18 protein-coding genes and 1 pseudogene are annotated in these 22,676 nt (G+C 60.7%); 17 read left to right on the plus strand and 2 right to left on the minus strand.

Annotated elements, in window-relative coordinates:
- Positions 1-33: 33 nt before the first annotated feature.
- The 17 genes from EOB80_RS23715 to EOB80_RS23795 all read left to right on the plus strand — a co-directional run bounded on the left by EOB80_RS23715 (position 34) and on the right by EOB80_RS23795 (position 20,713).
- The gene (locus tag EOB80_RS23715) at positions 34-2,208 is read left to right on the plus strand and encodes a YbhB/YbcL family Raf kinase inhibitor-like protein (protein ID WP_164762694.1); all 2,175 of its coding nucleotides are present in this window, start codon (positions 34-36) and stop codon (positions 2,206-2,208) included.
- Between the two features lie 37 nt (positions 2,209-2,245).
- Positions 2,246-2,650 (plus strand): hypothetical protein, encoded by a 405-nt coding sequence (locus tag EOB80_RS23720; RefSeq protein WP_006326052.1) that lies wholly within the window; start codon positions 2,246-2,248, stop codon positions 2,648-2,650.
- A 21-nt stretch (positions 2,651-2,671) separates the two neighbouring features.
- Complete coding sequence (locus EOB80_RS23725; RefSeq protein ID WP_127330097.1) at positions 2,672-3,628, plus strand: alpha/beta hydrolase; 957 nt, start codon at positions 2,672-2,674, stop codon at positions 3,626-3,628.
- 23 nt (positions 3,629-3,651) lie between these two features.
- Complete coding sequence (locus EOB80_RS23730) at positions 3,652-5,031, plus strand: ABC transporter permease (protein ID WP_245466430.1); 1,380 nt, start codon at positions 3,652-3,654, stop codon at positions 5,029-5,031.
- Complete coding sequence (locus EOB80_RS23735) at positions 5,028-6,422, plus strand: ABC transporter permease (protein WP_127330099.1); 1,395 nt, start codon at positions 5,028-5,030, stop codon at positions 6,420-6,422. Before EOB80_RS23730 ends, EOB80_RS23735 begins: the two co-directional genes overlap by 4 nt.
- A 9-nt stretch (positions 6,423-6,431) precedes the next feature.
- Positions 6,432-7,121, plus strand: coding sequence for a bacteriorhodopsin (locus EOB80_RS23740; protein WP_127330101.1), 690 nt, complete (start codon positions 6,432-6,434; stop codon positions 7,119-7,121).
- Between the two features lie 59 nt (positions 7,122-7,180).
- Positions 7,181-9,373 carry a flotillin domain-containing protein gene (locus tag EOB80_RS23745; RefSeq protein ID WP_127330103.1) on the plus strand — a complete coding sequence of 731 codons (2,193 nt, stop codon included), beginning with the start codon at positions 7,181-7,183 and terminating at the stop codon, positions 9,371-9,373.
- 24 nt (positions 9,374-9,397) lie between these two features.
- A complete protein-coding gene (locus tag EOB80_RS23750) occupies positions 9,398-9,862 on the plus strand; it encodes a hypothetical protein (protein WP_127330105.1) in 465 nt (154 codons plus the stop codon).
- Positions 9,859-11,736: a hypothetical protein gene (locus tag EOB80_RS23755; RefSeq protein WP_127330107.1), complete on the plus strand. Its 1,878-nt coding sequence runs from the start codon at positions 9,859-9,861 to the stop codon at positions 11,734-11,736. Before EOB80_RS23750 ends, EOB80_RS23755 begins: the two co-directional genes overlap by 4 nt.
- 12 nt (positions 11,737-11,748) lie before the next feature.
- A complete protein-coding gene (locus EOB80_RS23760; protein WP_127330109.1) occupies positions 11,749-12,699 on the plus strand; it encodes a LysR substrate-binding domain-containing protein in 951 nt (316 codons plus the stop codon).
- 77 nt (positions 12,700-12,776) lie between these two features.
- Complete coding sequence (locus tag EOB80_RS23765) at positions 12,777-13,739, plus strand: LysR substrate-binding domain-containing protein (protein ID WP_127330111.1); 963 nt, start codon at positions 12,777-12,779, stop codon at positions 13,737-13,739.
- A 120-nt stretch (positions 13,740-13,859) separates the two neighbouring features.
- Positions 13,860-15,026 carry a CaiB/BaiF CoA-transferase family protein gene (locus EOB80_RS23770; RefSeq protein WP_127330113.1) on the plus strand — a complete coding sequence of 389 codons (1,167 nt, stop codon included), beginning with the start codon at positions 13,860-13,862 and terminating at the stop codon, positions 15,024-15,026.
- The gene (locus EOB80_RS23775) at positions 15,023-16,357 is read left to right on the plus strand and encodes an MmgE/PrpD family protein (RefSeq protein ID WP_127330115.1); all 1,335 of its coding nucleotides are present in this window, start codon (positions 15,023-15,025) and stop codon (positions 16,355-16,357) included. The genes EOB80_RS23770 and EOB80_RS23775 overlap by 4 nt, the downstream gene beginning before the upstream one ends.
- Positions 16,357-17,514, plus strand: coding sequence for an acyl-CoA dehydrogenase family protein (locus EOB80_RS23780; RefSeq protein ID WP_127330117.1), 1,158 nt, complete (start codon positions 16,357-16,359; stop codon positions 17,512-17,514). Before EOB80_RS23775 ends, EOB80_RS23780 begins: the two co-directional genes overlap by 1 nt.
- A 12-nt stretch (positions 17,515-17,526) precedes the next feature.
- Positions 17,527-18,387, plus strand: a complete 861-nt coding sequence (locus EOB80_RS23785) for a MaoC family dehydratase N-terminal domain-containing protein (RefSeq protein WP_127330119.1) — start codon at positions 17,527-17,529, stop codon at positions 18,385-18,387.
- The gene (locus EOB80_RS23790; RefSeq protein WP_127330121.1) at positions 18,387-19,223 is read left to right on the plus strand and encodes a CoA ester lyase; all 837 of its coding nucleotides are present in this window, start codon (positions 18,387-18,389) and stop codon (positions 19,221-19,223) included. Before EOB80_RS23785 ends, EOB80_RS23790 begins: the two co-directional genes overlap by 1 nt.
- A 2-nt stretch (positions 19,224-19,225) precedes the next feature.
- Positions 19,226-20,713, plus strand: coding sequence for an NAD-dependent succinate-semialdehyde dehydrogenase (locus tag EOB80_RS23795; protein WP_127330123.1), 1,488 nt, complete (start codon positions 19,226-19,228; stop codon positions 20,711-20,713).
- A gap of 225 nt (positions 20,714-20,938) precedes the next feature.
- Here the strand turns inward: EOB80_RS23795 and EOB80_RS35490 are convergent.
- Positions 20,939-21,110, minus strand: a pseudogene (locus tag EOB80_RS35490) (DNA-binding protein); the annotation flags it as partial.
- Positions 21,111-21,899: 789 nt separating this feature from the next.
- Positions 21,900-22,403, minus strand: coding sequence for a hypothetical protein (locus EOB80_RS23810; protein WP_127330125.1), 504 nt, complete (start codon positions 22,401-22,403; stop codon positions 21,900-21,902).
- Between the last annotated feature and the right edge of the window lie 273 nt (positions 22,404-22,676).

Here is a 22,676-nt window from a genome sequence, read left to right on the forward strand (position 1 = left end):
CTAGCCGCTGAACGTCGGCCAACTGGACCAGTGATGTCGTACCCTACTGTTGAACTCTCATCGGTCAGGAAGACCTTCGGGCCGACTGTGGCGCTGGGCGGTTGCAATCTGACGGCCTACGCGGGGGAAGTTCATGCAATAATTGGCGGCAACGGCTCGGGTAAGAGCACACTGGCGAAGGTCATCTCCGGCGTCCTGATACCGGACAGTGGTCAGGTCTCGATCCTTGGAAAGTCGGCAACGTCCCCGCACGAGGCGCGCCAGCTGGGCATCTCCAATGTCTTTCAGGAAGTGCTCGTCGCGGATGAGTGTTCCGTGCTGGACAACCTTTACCTGGGGGCGGACGGCCTTTTGGGCTCGTCCATGAACCGGGAAGAAAAAGAAGCCAAGGCATCCGCATTGATGCGCGAACTCCTCGGCTTTGACATCGACCTCTCCGGGTTGGTGGGTGAACTGCCTTTGAGCGTCAAACAATGGGTGACGATAGCCAGGGCCCTTCTGACTGATCCCAAGGTCCTGATCCTCGACGAGTCTTCGGCCGCGCTAGACTTCGATTCCACGGAAAGGCTGTTCCGCAAGATGCGGCAGCTCAAACAGCGGGGAGCAAGCATCCTGATCGTCACCCACCGCATCGCCGAACTGGTCCGTATCGCCGACCGTGCGACGGTTCTGCGTGACGGGGTGGACGTCGGCAGGCTTGCCAAAGAAGAGATTACCGAGGCCAGGATTCTTGAACTGATTGCCGGTGCCGGGCGCAGCGGCACAGACCGTGATCAGCCGCTGCCGACGCGGCTCGGCGATCGGCCGGTCCTGCGCGCAACCGATTTTCGGGTCTGGCCAGACGCTGCACCCGTGAGTTTCACAGTGTATCCCGGCGAGGTCATCGGGATCACCGGGCTGGACGGGCAGGGGCAGGCGGATTTCGTGAGATGCATCGCTGGCATCCAGTTTCCGATCGCCGGCCGGTTGGTCGTGGTCAATGACGGCAAGGCCAGCGAGGTCACGGATTTGGCATCTGCGCGACGCAATAAGATTAGTTATGTCAGCGGCGATCGCAAGAAAGAGGGCATCTTTGCCAATCTGAGCATTTACGAGAACCTGCTGCTTCCGGTGTATCGCGAATTCCGGTCGGGCGGTGTGCTCAACTTCATTAACCGCACCAAGCTGACGCCGGTGTTTGAGTGGGAATCCAGCAAACTGGCCGTCAAGATGGGGAGCCCGGAGAACCTCATCACGTCGCTGTCCGGCGGTAACCAGCAGAAGGTACTGATTGCCAGGGCCTTTGCGGAAAAACCGGTGGTTCTGGTGCTCAACGATCCTGCCCGCGGCATCGACGTCGGGGCCAAGCTCGATCTCTATCGCAACCTCAAGGAATTCGCTGCGCGGGGCAACGCCGTGATTTTCCTCTCCAGCGAACTCGAGGAATTTCTGAACCTGTGCACGCGGGTTCACGTGTTTCGCAATGGCGCCATATCGGCGGATTTCGAGCCGCCCTTCGATGGCCATGCCATCCTCAACGCCATGTTTGGCCGCCGCGCGACGGCGCGCTTGCCCGGCGAGGCCGCCAACGAGAATGGCCCAGGCAACCCGGTCGCGGTCGCCGAGAGCCACAATCCCAGACTCGAGCAGGGCAGGCCGGTGCCGAGGTCTGTAACCCTGCTGAAACAGGAGGTAAACCATATGGCGGCAACCCCGTCTTTTACGCTGCGTTGTCCTGATATCGCGCCAGGTAGCGTCATCCCGGACCGGTTCGCCGAGGACAACCGGCTTTCGCCGCGACTTGTTTGGTCAGGACCGCCGGAAGGCACGCGCAGCTTTGCCTTGTCCGTTACCGATCCTGACCTGCCGGAAGCATTTAGTTTCCCCCGCTCGTTTGCGCACTGGCTGGTGGCGAACATTCCGGTCGAGATTCGTGAGCTCCCAGAAGGCGCCAGCGGCAGCCTGCGGCTGCCGCACGGCGCTGCTGAGTTCAACAGCGATTTCGTGACATTCAAGATCCCGGGGTTCGGCAAGGGATATGGCGGCCCTTGGCCGCCGGACCGGGCTCACCGGTACTTTTTCACGCTCTATGCGCTCAGGGCGGACAAGGTCGAGTTGCCGGCCGACGCCGATCTTGGAGCATTTGCGGCTGCGGTTATGCCGGTGGCCATCGATGCAGCGTCGTTCGTGGCAGTCTACGGGCCAGCAAAGAAGTCTCTGCCCGCGTGAAAACCGGGCAAAGTAATTCCCCAATCAGGAGGATCGCATGAGTAGATATGGAAGCAGGAGCAGCTTTGATCTGGAGTGGATCGAGCGGTGGGCAAGGAAGGTCAATGACGATCGCATTTTGCCGGTAGTAGGGCGGTTTTTCACGAGTAAGTTCGTGCTCGGCTTCGACGACACGGAATATCTCGTCGACGTCCGCGGCGGCAAGATCCAGAAGATCGCGCAAGGCCTCACTCCGAACGACATGGGGGTCGAATTTTGGCTCAAGGCGCCGAGCAGCGCCTGGTCGAAATTTGCCCAGGAAATCCCACCGCCGATGTTCAACGACATCTGGGCGATGGCGCATCCGCTGCACAAGCAGCTGATCATCGAGGGCAATTCGCTCCCCTTCTGGCAAAATCTGCGGGCGCTGACGCGCATGCTCTCGCTGATGCGACAAGTTTAACGGCAGCGCAGGAGAGTTGTCATGAATACACACGATCCAATCGTTGGGCGCTACGTCTACGTCCAGTGCGAAGGCAAGACGTACCGCACCTATTACGAGGAACACGGCGAGGGCATTCCGATGGTCTGCCTGCACACGGCCGGCACGGACGGGCGCCAGTATCGGCACCAGCTGTGCGACCCGGACATCAGCCAGAATTTCCGCGTTATCGCTTTCGACATGCCTTGGCACGGCAAGTCGATCCCGCCAGCTGACTTTCACCTGATGGAAGACGAGTACAAACTCACAACCAAATTTTACTGTGAGTTCATCGTGGCGTTCTGCCGGGCCCTTGATCTGCGCAAGCCAGTCCTCATGGGCCAGTCGATGGGCGGCAATATCTGCCTGGCGCTGGCACTGCGCTATGAAAGCGAGTTTTCCGCCTTTATCGCCCTCGAGGCCTGCGACTATTCCCCGGGATGGTGGATCGATCCGCTGCATCACCCCCATATCCATGGTGGCGAGGTCGTGGCGACCTCTGTATTCGGTCTGATGGCCCCGCAGTCTCCTGACGACTACCGGTGGGAGACCTGGTGGTACTACGCGCAGGGCGGCCCGGGCATCTTCAAGGGCGACCTGTATTTTTACAGCGTCGATTCGGATTTCCGCGACCAGTGCCAGAAGATCTCCGGGAAGGTGCCGATCTACTTCCTGACTGGCGAGTACGATTTCGCATGTACGCCCGAAATGACCCAGCGTACGGCCGAAAAAGTGAAGAATTCGGAATGCATGATCTTCGGTGGTGGCCACTTCCCGACATCGGAAGATCCGGCGAAGTTCAAGGAAGTCATCACCCCCGTGCTGAAGAAAATCCTCAGCGCCGATCCGGAACGGCGCGGCCAGGGAGGCAATGCCCTTTCCGGACGGAGCATTTCCGAGAGCCGGTCGACCGCTCGCAGTGAGCGGCCCAGTGAAGGCCGGAAGGTCATCGAGTTCTAGGTTGCGCTAGCAACGAAAGACAAATGTTGATGTCCCAATCCAGGGGTTCCCAAAACACTTACCTGTTGGTCCCGATCCTGCTGATCGCGCTGCTCTTGAGCACCGCGGTCATCAGGGGGCCGAACCTTGTGTCCTTGTCGGGGTTCGGCAGCGCGATCATCGTGTCGGCCCCCCTGATCCTGGCGACATTCTCGCTTATGGCTCTGGCTGTGGCGGGGCGTGGGACAGTCGACCTGGCGGTTGGACCCTTGCTCGCCTTCATCAACGTCACGATCGTCAAGCTCAACGGCCTTGGCATCGTCACGGGTCCCTTTGGCGTCTTTCTGGTCGCCCTGGGGATTGGCGTTCTCTATCAGCTCTTCTTTGCCCTCATCATCATTTTCGTGCGCGTCCAGCCGATCATTGTAGCGCTCAGTGGCTTTCTGGCCCTGACCGGCATCAACCTGGTCATCCTCCCAAGACCTGGCGGCACCGCACCGGACTGGATGTCGTCCTGGGGCCTCGGCAACACGATCTTTTCACCGATCTTGCTGATCGTCCTTCTGGCTATCGCGGCCTGGCTGCTGTTCACCATGACCTCGTTTTACGCGAACTTGCGTCTGATGGGCTACGATGAGCGTGCGGCTTATACGAGCGGTGTCCGCATCAATGTGGTGCGGATCGGTGCCCACGTCATCGCCGGCCTCTTCGTTGGCCTGGGGGCGATCTGCTACACCGCCCTGATCTCGTCTGGAGATCCGACACAAGGTACCACCATGACGCTAACGGCGGTGACCGCCCTGGTACTGGGCGGGGTCAGCCTGTCCGGCGGACGCGGTGGCGTAGCAGGCGGGCTGCTAGGCGCGCTCAACCTCTTTCTTATCGGCTATGTTCTTGCCACGTTCAATTTCGGTTCCACGCAAGCCTTTGTGACACAGCTTTTCTACGGGCTGATCCTCGTTCTGTCGCTCCTGCTGACCCTGCTGGTCCCCATCATCGGGCGATACCTCCACTTCATTTCGCCCTTTGCAGCCTTCGTCGTCCTGGGCTGCGTGGTGGTCGGGATCATGCTGTACGTCAGCACCCGCGACACCTATGGCGTGGCGGCCGTCGCCGGTGAAGCTTTCAAGTCCAATCCGGACGTAATGACCCGCTATCTGCTGCTGCCCATACAGTCGGGAAGTGGGCCGGTACTGCCTGATCTCACGCCGCTGCAAAAGATCGTCTTCGGCTTCGCCGTCATCTTGGCGGTGCTGACGTTCACTGTCCGCGTCATCGTAGCTGAAGCGGTTTCCGTGCGCCTTGGCGCCTTCATCTATGTTTTCGTCTCGGCACTCATCCTGCTCCTGTTCCTGGTCGTCGGGGAGCAAAGCCACGCGGCCGGAATTCTGGCGACAGGACAATCGTTGGGGATCGGGCCATGAGTCAGACTTTCGTCGACAGCAGCCGCCTCTTCATCCCGCGTTCGCGCGCCCTGGTGTGGCTCAATCTCGCCGTCACATTCGTTGTGGCCGCGATCAGCTTTGGCCTGGGGTTTTGGCAGGGGCTCAGCGCGCAGATCGTTATCCTCTACACCATCGTTCTGGCCGCCGTGCTCTTTTGGCTGATCAACTACGTCGCCGTCATCTTCGAGGCCAGATCTTCCTCTCTCGAAACCGACACCGCGGTCTCGGCTGGCGGCAGTGGCGTCTGGGCCGGCAACCGGGTCCTGATCATCACCATGGCGGTGATGTTGATTGTGTATCTGCTGATCACGGCAACGGTCCCGTCTTTCAGATCCCTTGGCAACTTGATCGCCTTCCTGCTGCTGGAAGCGATCCTGGTCTTTGCGTTTAAGGTCGGTAACCGTTTCGCCCATGGTCGCAGCGCCTTTATTGGACTGATCGTGCTGCTGGCGCTGATTGTGATCAGCTCCTTTACGATCAATGGGTTCCTCTCCGGCGCCAACATCAAGGCAATTCTGCTGTTTGCAGCGTTCCTGGGCATTGCCTGCGTCGGGCAAACACTGGTGGCGTTGCTCGGCGGCCTGGACCTCTCTATTCCGTTTGTTATCGGCGCGTCCAACATAGGGCTTTTGTTCCTGATTAGCCTTGGCGTACCGCCCTGGCTCGCGCTGGTGTTCGTGCTGATCATCGGCGGTGCCCTGGGTTTCTTGAATGGCGTTCTGTCCTACCGCCTGCAAGGCCAGGCGTTGATCCTCACCCTCGGAATGGGATTTGCAATCGCTGGGCTTGTCCAGATTCTGACCAGCATTGGATCGTCCTTTGGCGGCAACGTCTTTGGGACCGTTCCGAAATGGCTGCAAAATCTCGCCGCCATGAACGGTCGCACCTTCGGTCTGGCTGTCCCGCCAACGATCCTGTTGTGGATTGTCATCGCGATCATCGTCATCGTTGGCCTGCGTTATTCCGCCTTCGGCCGCTACATCTACGCCCTCGGCGGCAATCGCCGCTCGGCCAAGTTGATCGGCGTCTCCGAGTTCAAATACTGGACACTCGCCTACACCATCAGCGGCGTCTCCGCTGCCCTGACAGGATGCCTGTTGCTGGGCTGGAGCGGCGGCGGGTTCATCGGGGTCGGCGACCAGTATCTTTTCACAACCTTGGCCGCAGTCGTGATCGGCGGGACGTCGCTTATGGGCGGGTATGGCGGCTATGGCTACACCGTTATCGGGGTTCTCGTCCTGCAAGTCCTGAGCGCCTTCCTGATTGGCATCGGGCTCAAATACGAATGGCAACAATTCATTTTCGGTCTTCTGATCCTGCCGATGGTCGCGCTCTACGGCCGCGCCCCTCACATCAGAGCCCAGGTCTAGGGAAAGCCCATGTTTGGAACACTCTTTCAGTCCAGCGCAGTGGTCAGCACCGCGCTCAGCGTTGCAACCCTTGCGATGTTTGCCACGGCTGCCCTGGCAATGCTGGGCCTGACATGGACGTCCGAGCGCTGGCGGGTTCCGCTGGCGCTGTCAGCCGTTGCACTCCTGGCGTCGGGCTTTGAATACTATGCCGCCTCCAACATCTGGCTCGCTGGCCAGCAACTCAGCGCGGCCTCGCGCTACGTTGCGTGGTTCGTGGTGCAGCCGATGCAGGTCGCATCGGTGTTTTTCTTTGCGAGCATTGCAGGGAAAGTGCCCGTGGGCGTGTTCTGGCGGACACTGGCCGCGGCAATCCTGATGGTGCTCGCCCGCTACCTTGGTGACGCGCGGATCTTCAATCCGACCCTTGGCGTGCTGCTGTCGATCGCCTTCTGGCTCTATATCCTTGGCGAGTTTTATTTCGGCGCCATGGCGGATGCCATCAGCAAGTCGACGCGGCCGATTAGGCTCGGCTATTTCTGGATCAGGCTGATCATGACGATCGGCTGGGCAATTTACCCGATCCTGCATTTCGTGGACGTCGTTATCGGCACCGGACACGTGGCACCCATCATCGTGCTCTACACCATTGCCGACCTTATCAATCTCATCGCCGTCTCAATGATCATCCTCGCCGTGGCCGGCGAGGAGCGTTTCTGAAGGCTGTCAATCTTCGCGCCAATGTGCTCGGCGCTCGCGGTTAAGTGGAGGATCTTCCCATGAATGGCTCAGATGTGATCGCAGTCGTTATTCTCGTAACGATCATCATCGCGATCGGTGTCTATCTGCTGCACTGGCTCTACAGACACTCGTCCAAAGACCAGTCCTTCGTCCGCACCGGCCTCGGCGGGGAGAGGGTGGTTATGGGCGGCGGTGCGCTGATCATCCCGATTGTCCACGACATCACGCGCGTCAACATGAACGCGATCCCGGTGGAGATCCGGAGGCTCGGCGAGCAATCTCTGATCACCAGGAACAAAATGCGCATTGACATCGTCGCCGAGTTCTTCGTGCGTGTGGTGCCGACGGAAGCCGGCGTGTCGACTGCGGCCCGAACTCTCGGGGAGCGCACCCAGAACCCGGTCGCGCTAAAGGAGATTGTCCAAGGCCGGTTCGTCGATGCGATGTCTGCCATCGCCTCTACGATGACCATGGATGAAATCCACACCAACCGTGGCCGCTACATGGGTGAGGTGGCCGCCCTGGCGGCGACGACCCTGGGGTCGAATGGCCTCGAGCTTGAAAACGCCTCTCTGACGAACCTCAACCAGACCGATATCTCCGTCTTTGATCCCTCCAATGCGTTCGATGCCGAGGGCCTGACGCAGTTGACCGAGCAGATCGAGGACCGCCGCCAGCTTCGCAACCGTATCGAAAACGAATCGCGGATCGGCATCAAGCTCAAGGATTTCGAAACCGAACAGCGGGCTCTGGAGATCGAGCGTGACCTTGAGTACGCCCGCATCGAACAGACGCAGGCGATCGAAATCCGCAAAGCCGCCCAACTGGCCGAGATTGAGGCCGAGAGATCAAGCTCCACAATCAGTATCCAGAACGCCAGGATCCGCAGCGAACAAGACGGTGAGCGGATTCGTATCGCCAAGGACCGGCTCATCGATTCCGAACGGATCAACACCCAGTCGGAGGTGCGGTCGCTGGAGATCAAGAAGCAGCAAGAGACTGAAATGACCGAAATCATGTCGCGTCGCGAGCTCGAGATGCAGAGGATCCAGAACCGCCGGGAAATCGAGGCAGAGCGAATTGATAACGAGCAACATGTGAAGGAGTCTGAAATCCGTTCGCGCCAGGAGCTGTCGATCATCGAGACGACGTCATCGGCCGAGATCGACCAGGCCAAACTGGAGAGCCAGCGGATTACTGAGTCGCACCGTATTGAAACCGATAAAACGCTTGAATTGCTGGCCGTGGCGAAGTCGAGAGAGGTTCGCATCAGCAACGAACTTGCTGAGGCTGACCAGGAAAAGGCGCGCCTGAAGAAACGTTACGATGTCGATGTCGAGCGCTTGAGGGTCGACGAGGAAATCGTGCAGCTCGAGATCGAGAATAACCAGAAGATCAAGCTGGCCGAAACCAAGGCGTTTCACGAGATTCAGGACGCGTCGATCGCCGCTAACCGCCAGATCGACGAGTTGCGCATCGCTGCGCGGAAGTTTGTCGACAAGTTTGAGATCGAGCAGCAGAAGGAAGTCGAGATCGTCGACAAGGAGCGCCTGATCGCGGTGATCAACAAGTCGATCGAGGAAGCCTACGCAAAGACCGAGGCCGCGGAGGCTCTGAAAAAGCAGGTTGAACAGGAAGAGCAAGTCAACAGCGCACGCGAAGAAGAGGTGGCCGGGCGTATCAAGCGGATCGAGCTCATTCAGTCCTCGTCCAGAATCGAGCGTGATGCCCAACGGGTCGTTTCTTCGGCAAAGGCCGAGAAAGAGGCGACGGAACTGAGGGCGCTGGCGGAGATCGCCGAGTCCAATGCGGCCGAGGTTCGCTATACCAAGGACGCCGCCGGGCAGCGCATGCTCAACGAGTCCGAAAACACCCGTTCGGATGCCAGCAGACGCAGTGCCATCTACGAGAACCTCGTAAGCAATCTGCCCAGCATCATCCGCGAGACGGTCAAGCCGATGGAAAACATCGAATCGATCAAGATCCTCCAGGTCGATGGCCTCCCCGGTATCAACAGTCCTTCCGAGAGGGCCGGCGGCGATGGAGGCTCGAGCGGCGGCAACATGACGGATCGCGTGGTGAATTCCGCAATGAAATATCGCACCCAGGTCGCATTCGTAGACGGTCTCATGAAGGACTTGGGATTGCCGATCGAAAACCTCGGAAGCGCCGGCGGCATGTCGTTCCGCAACTTCCAGGGTCCGGATGCGCCGAAGGACAAGGACGACTGAGCCCGAAACTAGCGAGAGCAACCGATGACCCCGCTCGGCAAAAACGAAGCGCTGGACCGACACGCCTTGGTCATGGCCTGCTGGTTGGCAGCGGCCATGCCCGCCACGATCCTGTTTGAGTATGGATTCGGCCGGGGCGGATCACCGTATATTCTTGCCGGGTTCGCGGCCATTCTGGCGGGCTTTGTCTCTCACGTAATCGTCAATGCGGTCTACGGGACGGGGTTCTCGCCCCGAGAACTAGGACTTGGCCTGGTCATTTACGGACTCGCGCTTGTGCTGTTCGTTGTTATGTCGCTGGCCAGCGCGTCGTTTGCCGCGCACAACTTCTTACCGTTGAGCGTCGGCTTTATCACAACGGGGGCCGTGGTCGTTTTCTACCTGATCACCCGGTATGGGGCACGGCAGGCCTTCGAGGCGTTCGACGTTATCCGGGACTTCCGCTCGGATGACCGAGATTTAAAACGCTCGCCGGGAGACAAGACATGACCCCGCTCTTGGTTTCCATGCTCGGCATTGTCGCGGTCCTGGGCCTTTACCTTGCGACCATCAGCGGCCGTCACACCCGACAACCCGGTGATTTCGTCGACGCGGGCCTGGCATTGCCGCCATGGGTAATCATCTTCGCCGGCGCCGGCATCACCTTGGCCAGCCTCAGCCTTCCCGATCATCTGCTTTTGCTCGCCACCTTCGGCCTTCAGTATAACCAGGTCGCAGTCGGTCTCATCTGTATCGCCCTTTGCGCTGTGATCACGCAGAAGCGGATCTGGCTTGCCGCCCGGCTGACCTCGCTGCGCACGCTTGGTGACCTGCTGGGTGACTACTTCGGCAGCACGACGCTTCGCATCTATTTGCTGTTCGTGCTGTTCCTTTTCAGCATCCCTTTTGCAGCAATGTGCCTATCTCAGGCGGGTGCCCTGGTGAGCGCCGCGACCGCCAACGACGTTCCGTCCGGTCTCGCAATCTGGTCGATCGCGTTCCTCCTGTTCCTCTGCAGCGTGATCGGAGGCTGGCGCGGGATAGCCTATCTTGTCGCCGCCCAGTCCCTTTTGGTCCTGACCCTCATGATCTTTTTTGGCGGGTTCACAGGCTTCGCGCTCGACAAATTGGCATTCGCCGCCAACGGGATTGGTACAGCCAGCGGTGTGCTGCCGGACAAGATCCCGGGCGTGATCCAGTTTAGCGCCGGCATTGGCAAGGAACTGCCTGCCGGGGGGCTCTGGACCACCCTCGCGGGACTGACGTTCGCCCTGTCGCTGGGCGGCATCGCGATCAGTCCCGGCTTCAGCTTTCTGGGCGTGACAAGTGCGCCGCGCCGGGGCCTTGCATTTGGCCAGGTCTGGATGATCGCGGGCCTCGCGGCTGGCGCCCTGATACTGATCGGGCCGGTTCTGGCCGGGGAGATTGCCGCCAATGGCTCGCTGACAGCCTTCACGACACGGCTGGCAACGCTCGACCCGATGGTGGCGGTGGGCTTTACAGTCCTTCTGGTCGCGTCGGGCCAGATCGCCGTCGCATTCTTTGCCGGATCGGGAGCATCGGTGTGCACCATCGAGCTGACGTCACGCTACATCGTCCCGGGCATGGACCAACGTGCCACGCGGTTTGCCGCGCGCGTGACCCTGGCGCTCGTCTACGGATCTGTCGCCGCCATCGCGAGCTATGCGTCCCTCAGCGCGACAATCTTCTCATCCCTCACGCTCAGCCTGTCCGTGCAACTGCTGCCTGCGGTGCTCGGCTTGTGCTGGGTGCGCTGGATCAGCCGAAGCGGTGTTATGGCAGGATTGATTGTCGGAAGCCTTTGCGTGGTGTTCACCGAGAGCTTTGGACTGGTGCTGTTCGAGCGGCTCTTCGTTGACCTGCCATGGGGTCGCTGGCCCTTGTCGGTCCATTCGGCGGGATGGGGACTTGCGACCAATTTCACAGCGTGCCTCCTTGTGTCCCTATTTACGCGCAGCGGCGCCGAGCGGGATCGCAGGGATCGCCTCCATGACGCTTTCGAGGAGAGCCAGCCGGCGCGTAGCGGGAGCCAGGGGACCACAACGGCCAAATGGGCCCTTACACTTCTGTGGGCGTTTTTCGCGCTCGGCCCCGGTGCAATCCTCGGCAACACATTTTTCAGCGAGCCGATTTTTGCCGGCGTGGTCGTGGCGCCGGGAGTGCCTTCGCTGCTGGTCTGGCAGGTCCTGTTCTGGTTTGTCGGCGTGTTCATCGTGTGGTGGCTGGCCTATCAGGGACGCCTGTCCGTTATCGATGAACGTCCTCGCCACAGGATCGTCCTCGTGCCGGACGTGAACCCATTGTTTGAGCCAGTTACGACCCCGTGGATCGCACGGCTCCTCGACCGCGTGACGGGCCGGTAACAGGGGCAGGGCATGGAAGGCATCGACCTCAGGCGTCTGCGCTATTTCATCGCGGTTTGCGAGCACGGCGGCTTCTCCCGCGCGTCTCAATCCATAGGGGTCGCGCAGCCGTCCCTGACGCGACAAATCAAGCTGCTCGAAAAGGAAGTCGGTATCTCGTTGATCAACCGAAGTGGGCGCGGTGCCGAGCCCACGGCCGAAGGACGGTTCCTCCTGGGCCAGTCGCGCCTGCACATAGACGGGCTCGATGATGCGGTCCGTGAGGTGCGCCAGCGTTTGGACAAGCTCAAAGGCGAGATCTCACTCGGCATATGCCCGACCATCGTGCCGCTGTTTCTGGACGACATCCGCCATTTTGTTGAAGCCCAGTATCAGGGTGTAACGCTGAATGTTGTCGAAGCCTACAGCGGCGACCTTGCCAGTCTCATGGGCGGCGGCCAGCTCGACGCTGCGCTTACCTATCGGCCCAGTGCGCCGGATCAACTCGACGTCCTCGATCTTTTCGCCGAGCGCCTCGTGCTGGTAACCTCTTATGTCCGCGCTCAGGTCGACGCGCCGCGCCAACTGGGAGACATCAGCCGGTTAAAGTTGATATTGCCGAGCGAAATCCATGAATTGCGGCGGATCATCGATCGGGTCTACCGCGAGCGGGGCATCGCGCTGCAGCCGGAACTCGAACTCGACTCGCTCAGTGCTGTAAAAGCTGTCATCGCCGACAAAACCACCCAGTACGCAACCATTCTGCCGCACTCGAGCGTGACGCGTGAACTGGCCGAGCACGTGCTGAGCGCTTATGCGATCGCCGACAGCGCCATGGCCCGCACTATTGCCGTGGTGCGGCCCCAGGGGGGCAGTTCCCGGAACGTGGTGCTCACCGCCTTGATTGATGAAGTCCGCCGGCAGGCAGGACGGATCAAGAGATCCATGGACAGCGCCGACGCGGCCTTGTTGGGACAGGGATAGACGGACTGCCGGTTTTTGTCGTTGCCTCAATAACGAAATGTTCTAGGCTAGCCCTCCGTAGAGCGTGGGGAGCCGTTTTGGACCTTCGGCAGCTAAGATATTTTTCCAAGGTCGTGGAGAGCGGCTCGTTCTCGAAGGCCGCGACGCAGCTCCATGTGGCGCAGCCCGCGTTGAGCCAGCATGTCAGGCATATGGAAGAGGAGCTTGGCCTTGCTCTCCTGCATCGCGGGCCGCATGGCGTCAGTGCGACCGAAGCGGGCACGCGGCTGATGGTGCACGCCAAGCGCATCCTTGCCGAGTTTGCCGAAATTAACGACAGTGTCCGGGGCGCCGCCACAGCCCCTCGCGGCGAAGTGCGCTTCGGGCTACCCGGTACAGTGAGCGAGCTTCTTGCGGCGCCGCTGATCGAGGCCGCCCGCGAGCGGTTCCCCGAGGTGCGCATCCGCATCGTTGAGGCGATGAGCGGCTACATTCTGGAATGGTTGAAGCGCGGGGAGGTTGACCTCGCGATGATTTATGCAACGTCGGATCCCCGGGGGCTCGCGGTACATCACGGCTTGTCCGAGGAAATCTGTCTCTTTGCCAGTACGTCGATGCAGGGCCAGGCCGACTTGCGGGGCTCTTCGGTGGAGCTTCGCGACGTCGCCGGATTGCCCCTCGTTGTACCGGGCCCAGGCCACGGCCTGCGTGAACTGATCGAAGCCGTGGCAACGTCAGTCCAAGTCGCCATCAACCCGGCGATCGAAATCGACTCCTACACCCAAATCAAGAGATTGGTTACACGTGGGATCGGTTACGGGATCCTGCCTCGGATGGCGATCAACGCCGAGGCGCAGGCTGGCCTGTTTCGGGCGTGGAGCTTCCAAAACCCGCCGATTACCCGGAAAGTGTATCTCGCTTACTCGACCGAACGGCCCTTGCAGACAGCGCCCCGCGCCGTCGGGCAGCTATCGTGGGAGATCCTTCGTCAACTGGTCAAGGACCAGGTTTGGAGCGCCGAGCTATCCGACGAAAACCAACGGCCCAACCTCTTCGGCTAGGGTCCTGCAGGCGGGCGGCCGACTGTACGGTTTCGCTATACCTCCCATTACAAAACGCTATTTGACGGAAGCACCCCTTCCGGTGCGATGGTATTGGAGAAGCAGCATAAGGAGCGAGCCATGCCAGGCGCGCTGGAGGGAACGACCGTCATCTCGCTGGAGCAAGCCGTGGCCGCGCCTTTGGCGACGTCCCGTCTGGCCGACGCTGGCGCGCGGGTCATCAAGCTCGAGCGTCCCGAAGGCGACTTCGCGCGCGGCTATGACGACTATGTCCACGGCCTCTCGAGCTATTTCATCTGGAACAACCGCGGCAAGCAATCCTGCACCGTCGATTTGAAGCAGCCGGATGATCTGGCGCTGGTCGAATCCATGCTCGCCACCGCCGACGTGTTCGTCCAGAACCTTGCGCCTGGCGCAACCGACAGGCTGGGCATAGGCAGCGCGGACCTCAGGCGGCGGTTCCCCAGGCTGATCGTCTGTGACATCGGTGGCTACGCACCCGGAACGCCCGACCACGAGCGGAAGGCCTACGATCTGCTGATCCAGGCGGAAGCGGGCTTGGCGGGGGTCACTGGGTCCGCAACTTCTGGCCCGACCCGGGTCGGCATATCGATCTCCGATATCGCTACGGGGCAGGGGGCCTACGCCGCTATCCTCGAAGCCCTGATCATGCGCAGTCGAACCGGGGAAGGGGCTCACCTGCAGCTTTCTCTTTTCGACACCCTCGCCGAATACATGAACGTGCCATATCTGGCGCGCCACTACGGCGGCAAGGAGCCGCGGCGGCTCGGCCTCGCCCACCCTTCGATCGCACCCTACGGGCTGTTTCAGGTGAGTGACGGGGAAATTCTGATCGCCGTCCAGAACGAACGCGAATGGGTCGTTTTCTGCGACAGTGTCCTGCGCCAACCGTCGGTCGCAACGGATCCAAGGTTCGGACGCAACGTGCTTCGCATCCAAAACCGCGAGCCGCTTGACGCATGCGTGCAGGCGATCTTGGCGACCTACACCATGTCTGCATTATGCGAACTGCTCGACCACGTCAGAATTGCCTATGGCCGTGTGTCGACCATGGCGGATCTGGCGGTGCATCGCAGTGCCACCAAAGTCTCGGTGGAGACCACCGTTGGTCAAGTCGAGCTGTTTGCGCCACCGGTCACGGTCAATGGCAAACGCCCTGTGCTTGGCCCGGTGCCTTCACTCGGCGAACACGACGTGCCTTTGCGGCAGGAGTTCGGTCCTCCGGATGCGGCGGATCCCAAACGGATAGGAAGTGCAGCATTATGAGCTTGACCCGCGACCTGACCCGCTTGATCCGTGAAAAGCCGGTGACCGACCGCGACCTCGAATGGGCATCGCTATTTGTCCTGGATACGCTCGCCTGCGCCCTTGGCGCATTGCCGACCGAGCCCGCCCGCATGCTCAAGGCGGTCGCCCCGCCGGCGCAAGCGGATACCGCCCGCAAGGCGTTCTACCTGGGCGGCCTGTCCCATATTCTGGAGATGGATGACCTCCACCGGGACTCGGTGACCCATCCGGGCAGCGTCGTCATTCCTGCGGCATGGGCGGTGGCCCACGACCACGATCTTGGAGGTGAAGCGTTTCTCCGCGCGGTTCTCGCAGGATACGAGGCCTGTTGCCGGGTCGGCATGTCCGTCGGCAAGAAGCATTACCGGGTCTGGCACAACACCTCGACCTGCGGGCCGTTCGGTGCGGCGTTTGCCGTGGCGGAGCTCCTTGGCCTCGACGACACCAGGACCGTATGGGCGCTTGGGAACGCCGGTACCCAGTCATCGGGTCTTTGGGAGTTCCTTGCAGAAGGCGCCATGAGCAAGCATCTCCACACCGCCAGGGCTGCGGAATCGGGCGTCCTCGCGTCGTTCCTGGCCAAGGAAGGATTCACGGGGGCGGAGAACATCCTGGAAGGCGAGAAGGGCTTCTATGCCGGTCTGTGTCTGGACCCGATTCCGGAGGTCGTCACGGCCGGGCCTGAGCGGGCCTGGCAACTGATCAACACCTCGATCAAGCCATGGCCTTGCTGCAGGCACACCCACCCGGCGATCGATGGCGCGATCGCCTTGCACAACGAGATCGCCGGGGAAGCCATCGCAAGGGTTCATGTCGGGGCTTACCGGGCTGCCCTCGACGTGTGCGACCGGCCCACCCCGGACGATCCATACAGCGCCAAATTCTCGCTGCAGCACACTGTGGCGATAGCGCTAGCGGACGGCCGTGTCGACCAGGCCAGCTTCGATGCTGATGCCCGCCAGCGTATGGTCGACGAACGCAAGAAGGTCGAGGTCGAACTGACGCCGAAGATCGACGCCGCCTATCCGGAGTCGTGGGGCGCAGAGGTGATTGTCGAAACGGCTTCCGGCAGACGCCTTTCCGCCGCCCGGCACGACGCCAAGGGCGATCCCGATAACCCGGTAACGGCCGCCGAACTGTCCCAGAAGGCGCGCACGCAGCTCGTCGCCGGCGGCACTTCGCAAGCCTGTGCCGACGACCTGATCGACGCTATCCTTGGCCTTCCCGATAACCGCCCACTGCGCTCGCTGGGTTTATTTGAAACCGCTGGGGACGCGCCTCCCCAGGTCCGTGCAGCGCGGAGTGCCTGATGTTCAAGGACTTTGACAACGAGGACATCCGCGACGCCGTGCGCCGGCTCTGCGAGCGATTTCCGGGCGAATACTGGCGCAAGCTCGATGCCGACCGCGCCTATCCCGTGGATTTCGTCAACGCGCTGACCGAGGCCGGCTACCTTGCGACGCTGATCCCTGAGGAATATGGCGGGTCGGGCTTGACGCTTTCGGCCGCCGCCGCCGTGCTCGAGGAGATTCAACGGGCCGGATGCAACGGCGCCGCGTGCCACGCCCAGATGTATGTCATGGGCACAGTCCTGCGGCATGGCAACGAATTGCAAAAGGAGCGGTATCTTCCGAAGATCGCCTCCGGTGAGTTGAGGCTGCAGGCGTTCGGCGTTACCGAGCCCACCAGCGGCACCGACACGACCTCGATCCGGACATTCGCCCGCAAGAACGGCGACCATTATGTCGTCAACGGCCAGAAGATCTGGACAAGCCGGGCGGAACATTCCGACCTCATGTTGCTGCTCGCGCGCACCACCCCCAAGGATCAGGTGGCCAAACGGACCGAAGGCCTGTCGGTGTTTATTCTCGACATGCGGGAGGCGCTCAAGCAGGGCCTTTCGATCCGGCCGATCCGGACGATGATGAACCATTCCACGACCGAGGTCTTTTTCGACAATGTGAAGGTCCCTGCCGAAAACCTGGTCGGCGAGGAAGGCAAGGGCTTCCGCTATATCCTCTCCGGGATGAATGCCGAGCGGATCCTGATTGCCGCCGAATGTGTCGGCGACGCCAAGTGGCTGATCAACAAGGCTTCCACCTACGCATGCGACCGCAACGTCTTCGGCCGGGCCATCGGCGCCAACCAAGGTATCCAGTTTCCCATCGCCAGGGCTTACGCCAACATGCGTGCAGCCGAACTCATGGTCCGTGAAGCCACGCGGCTCTATGAGGCCGGTCAGGACTGCGGCGCTGAAGCGAACATGGCCAAGATGCTGGCTGCCGATGCTTCCAATGAAGCCGCGAACGCCTGTATCCAGACGCATGGCGGCTTCGGGTTCGCTGAGGAGTATGACGTCGAACGCAAATTTCGCGAGACCCGGCTTTACCAGGTTGCGCCGATATCCACGAACCTCATCCTGTCCTACCTCTCCGAGCATGTGCTCGGAATGCCACGTTCCTACTGACGGGCAGGGCCAGTGGACGCGACCGAACCGAAGCTATTCGCAGAATGGATTGGCCGTCGGAGCGAGAGCATCGATGTTGTTTCGGAGCGCCTCGTAGAGAGTTTCCGCGCCATTTTTGAACCCCATCTTGCGCTGCTGCCCGCAGATACCGCCCCTTTGGGCACTCATTGGTGCCTGTCGCCGGCAATCGCCGGGATGGACCAGTTGGGCGCCGACGGGCATCCCGCCAAAAACCTGTTCTTGCCGCCCGTGCCGCTGCCGCGCCGCATGTGGGCTGGTGGTGAACTGCAGGTGCATGATCACCTACGGGTCGGTGACAAGGTTCGCAAGGTATCTACCATCCAGGACATCGTGCGCAAGCAAGGCCGATCCGGTGAACTCTGGTTCGTCGCAGTCGGCCATGCTTACCATTCCGATCGGGGTCTCGCGCTGAGTGAACGGCAGGACATCGTTTACCGGGAAGCCGTGGTGCCGCGAAATGGCATTCCTCCAAACACCTCCCCGGTGGACCCCCCGACAATCCGGCCAGCAGGGCAAGTGTGGTCTGTCGTACCTTCGTCCACGTTGCTCTTCCGCTACTCCGCGATCACCTTTAACGGTCACCGTATCCATTACGATCTGCCTTACGCGACCCAGTCCGAAGGCTATGAGGGGTTGGTTGTCCATGGCCCCATCCAAGCAACGCTTCTCCTCAACCTCGCGGCGTCCCAAGGCACCCGTATGCCCCTGACGTTTCGCTACCGCGGAGTAGCCCCGGCGATTGCAGACCGTGAACTGACCGTCAGGGCCGGCATCGATGGTCGGCGACTCTGGACGCAAGGCGGGAGCGGCGCCGTGCACATGGAAGCCGATATGGATCGGGGTCCGGCCTGATGACTGCGCAGAGTGACGTGCTTTTTACGCCTGTCGCGCCTTTGTTTGTGCCGGCCGATCGGCCAGAGCGTTTTGAAAAAGCCGACCGGTCCGGAGCCGACGCGGTCATTATCGATCTTGAGGACGCTGTTGCGCCGGCCGCCAAAAATAGCGCGCGGTCCAACCTTCACCATGCGCTGACATTGCGGAACCCAACCTACGTCCGGGTGAACAGCCAAGACAGTAGCTGGTACACTGCTGATCTTGCTGCAGTCGGAGCCCTCGGGCTTCGACGCATCTGCCTGCCAAAAGCGGAGTCCGTGGCGACCCTCGACGCGATGGTTCATATCTTGGGTGAGGACATCGAAATCATGGCGCTGATCGAGACGGCCCGGGGGCTGGAGGCGGCGGCGGTGTTGGCCGCTCATTCTCATATCGCGAGACTGGCCTTCGGACCCGCAGACTTTACGCTGGACTTGGGTGCGACAGCCTCCGATGCCATCAAAGCGCATGCCATGATGCGGCTCGCCGTGGCGAGCAGAGCCGCCGGTAAGCCCTTGCCGTTGGACGGCCCATCCTTCGAGGTCACGGATACCGTCAAACTGGCCTCCGAATGCCAGCAAGCCTTAAATCATGGGGCCGGCGGGAAGCTTTGCATACACCCTGCCCAAACTTCGCATGTCATCACAGCTTTCCAACCGAGTGACGAGCAATTGCGCTGGGCGCAGCGCGTCGCTGACGCGGCCCAAGACGGCGCAGCACGCCTTGTCGACGGCAAGATGATCGACGCTCCCATTATCGCCCAGGCCCGGGCGCTTCTGCTTCGGGGCCGTTCGCAATCCAACAAAGGTGTCTAACCATGGCCGTATCAGCGACACTCCTAAGCAAGGTCAAGGACGAGGATCTGATCCGGGAAGCGGGATTGATTGGCAAAGAATGGCTAGGCCACTCCCAGTCCGGAAAAACCTTCGAGGTCACCAACCCTTCGACCAATGAAGTGATGGCCACTTTGCCCGATTTTGCCCGAGCCGAGATCGCGAAGGCGATCGACGTCGCCTACGTGGCCCAAAACGAGTGGGCTGCTCGCACGGGCAAGGAACGCGCTGCAGTCATACGGCGATGGTACGACCTGACGATCGCCAATCTTGATGATCTGGCGACGATTCTGACTGCTGAAATGGGGAAGCCGTTGGCCGAGTCCAAGGGCGAGATCCTCTATGGCGCGTCCTACATCGAATGGTTTGGCGAAGAAGCCAAGCGCGTCTATGGCGATACAATCCCCGGGCATGCCCGTGACAAGCGGATCGTTGTGATCAAACAGCCTGTCGGCGTCGTCGGCGCTGTTACGCCCTGGAATTTTCCCTCTGCGATGGTGGCGCGCAAGATCGCTCCGGCGCTGGCGGCAGGCTGCTCGATCGTCTTCAAACCGGCGGCGCTGACACCACTCTCCGCCTTGGCCCTCGCCGTACTTGCGGAAAGGGCGGGGGTGCCGGCCGGGCTGCTGAGCGTTGTCCCGATCACGAAGAGCTCGGACTTCGGCGATGAGGTTTGCGAAAACGAGAAGGTTCGCAAACTCACCTTCACCGGGTCGACCGAAGTCGGCCGCACTCTCATGGCGCAAGCCTCCGCGCAAGTCATGAAGCTCAGCATGGAACTGGGTGGCAACGCCCCATTCATCGTCTTCGACGATGCCGATGTCGATGCGGCCGTCGACGGAGCCATCGTCTCCAAGTTTCGCAATGCTGGCCAGACCTGTGTCTGCGCCAATCGCCTTTACGTGCAGAGCGGCATCTACCAAGAGTTCTCCGACAAGCTTGCGCGTCGCGTCAAAGCCTTCCAAGTCGGTGACGGCTTCGCGGAGGGCACCGAGATCGGCCCGCTGGTGGACGGCCGCGCCGTGGCCAAGGTCAGGCGTCACATCGAGAATGCCGTCTCTCAGGGCGCCAGCATTGTGGCGGGCGGGCCAGACCATCCTCTTGGCGGTAATTACATCTGGCCGACGGTCCTGACCGGGGTAACCTCCAAGATGGCGGTAGCCCGCGAAGAAACCTTCGGACCGTTGGCGCCCTTGTTCCGCTTCGAAACCGTCAACGACGTCATTGCGATGGCAAATGATACCGAATTCGGGCTTGCGGCCTATTTCTACGCCAAGGACATGGGCCGTGTGTGGGCCGTCGCGGAGGCTTTGGAATATGGCATGGTCGGCATCAACACCGGGCTCATTTCGACCGAGGTCGCGCCGTTCGGCGGCATCAAGCAGTCGGGTTTTGGCCGGGAAGGCTCGAAATACGGCCTCGATGATTACCTGGAGCTGAAATATTTGTGTTTTGGGGGGCTTCCCCACTAAGGCGCAACGCCGAGTTTCTAGACTTTCGGAGCAAGCGTTCTTCCGGTCGGAATCTTAGAGAGCCTTGTCGCAACATCGACAGTTGACGGCTCGCCAATGGAGGTTCGGCTCACAGGATCGCCTCGTCGCCCGAGGAACGAGTCTCGTTGGCCTAGTTGGTCTTCAACTGGCCGATGCGGTTTTTCGGCTTTCCGGTTAGCAGGCGTTTTGAGCAGTGCCCGCGCGTCAGGCTGCCTTGTTCGTCAACTCCGAGGTTTCGCTGTCGAGAGCTTGCCTGTCGCTTAGGTAGAGCGCGCACGTGGTGCGCAGCATGGAGGCAAAATTCGGGATATGGCCGTTGATTCTCCAGCGCTTCATCGTAAAGCGTCGAGAGGAATTTCGGCGCCGTCATTTCCTGTCCCTGGGTTGCCAAGCATCTCCAAGCATTGCCTGCATATCGTCATAAATTTCGTTCATGAGCACCAAACCGCTCGAATATCCGACAAGAAGGACAGTCAATGGGCGCACGAGCGGATGCCTGCCCAAAGGAGAACAGCCCCAAATGCAGTCGCGGTCATGTTTCGGTTTCAGTTTCATCGCGGGCACGATCATCATGGCCGGCTGCACTGGTATTGCTCCGCCCACGCGCCATTCATCAGATTGCGGAGCCGCCGCTCTGCAAAACAAGATCGGCCTTCCCGTTACCGGGAGTTCCGCTGACGATGTCCGTGTAGGTGGCGCGCCGGTCCGGTCCAAAGGAGACGTCAGAGTAATCGCGCCAGGTCAGGCCGTCATTCACAACTACAGCGACGCGAGGCTGAACCTCGAAACGGACGGGCGGGGTAATCTAAAGCGCGCAGTTTGCGGCTAGTGCTATTCAAAGACCTTCAAGGCAAGGCCTTGCCGCCGATTGCAGAGCCTTGATCTGCGCAGCGGGTTTTTCGACGATGGTTGGCGCACGGTCCCGCTGCCGTGCGCCTTTGTAGCTGTTTCGCTTCCGACATGGCGCAATGATCGCAAAAGCGACCTGCGCGAACTGTCAATCATGTCCTCGCCCGGCCATCCCCGGCCGGGAAACCAGGTCTCGCAGGCATGTGGCCACCGCTATGATCGTACCTGGCGGCAGAAGATTGCCGATCAGATCGGCCCAGAGCAGGATCGAGGCCTCTTCTGGCTAACAAAGGCTCTCACAAGGAAACCCCGTGCATCAGATCGGCGCCGGATTGACGCCGGCGGCTCTGAGCTGCGTACCGAGCTTGGCTCGAGTTGCGCAGGACGCCTTGTCACCGGCGACGCATTTGTTGTTGGCGGCTGACCAATCCAGAAGGGCCGTGTTGATCCAACTGCCAGGGGCGCGTTGGACACCATAGGGAGTTGGTGGCGCTCTTGTGGCAACGGCAGTGGCGGCAGCTGCGGCGCCCTTGCCATGCGGCGCGAGTTTCCAGCCGCTGATGATTAGACAGTTCTTCATGTACTGATCTTCGGCGATCGCATTGCCAAGTGCGTTGCCGAGCCCAGCACCCGCGACAAATGCGGGCGATCCAATTGCAAGGTAGCCCTGGTCTACTGATCCTTTGCGCATCTCGCACTGAGCATGGGCAACCTCGAAACTAGGCCCGTATCCTATTTGCATGTAGTCGGCTTGATTGCTTGTTTGGCAGCCGCAAAGCGACACAATGGCGGCGAGCACCATCAACGTTTTTCTTTTCATCCCCCGCCCTCCCAAGGCTTTAGATCAGCATCTCCTAAAGTGGATATTTCCGCAAGTGATGAGAGTCATCCTGGTAAATTTGGCCGACGTGTATTCGGAAAAGTATAGGCTCCGCAGTCTCGGCAGACATACCCGCCTATTTACTAACTGCATGTCAGGGAGTAGGGAGCGGCCGCGAATTGAGAGAGCTGCCCGCCTCGGCCTGACTATCTAGCTCGCATGTGTGATGAGGGCCTGCTCGTCAAGGTCAGCTATGGAATCTACCGCGCACCT

The organism is Mesorhizobium sp. M7A.F.Ca.MR.245.00.0.0 (assembly GCF_003997415.1).
GTDB lineage: Bacteria > Pseudomonadota > Alphaproteobacteria > Rhizobiales > Rhizobiaceae > Mesorhizobium.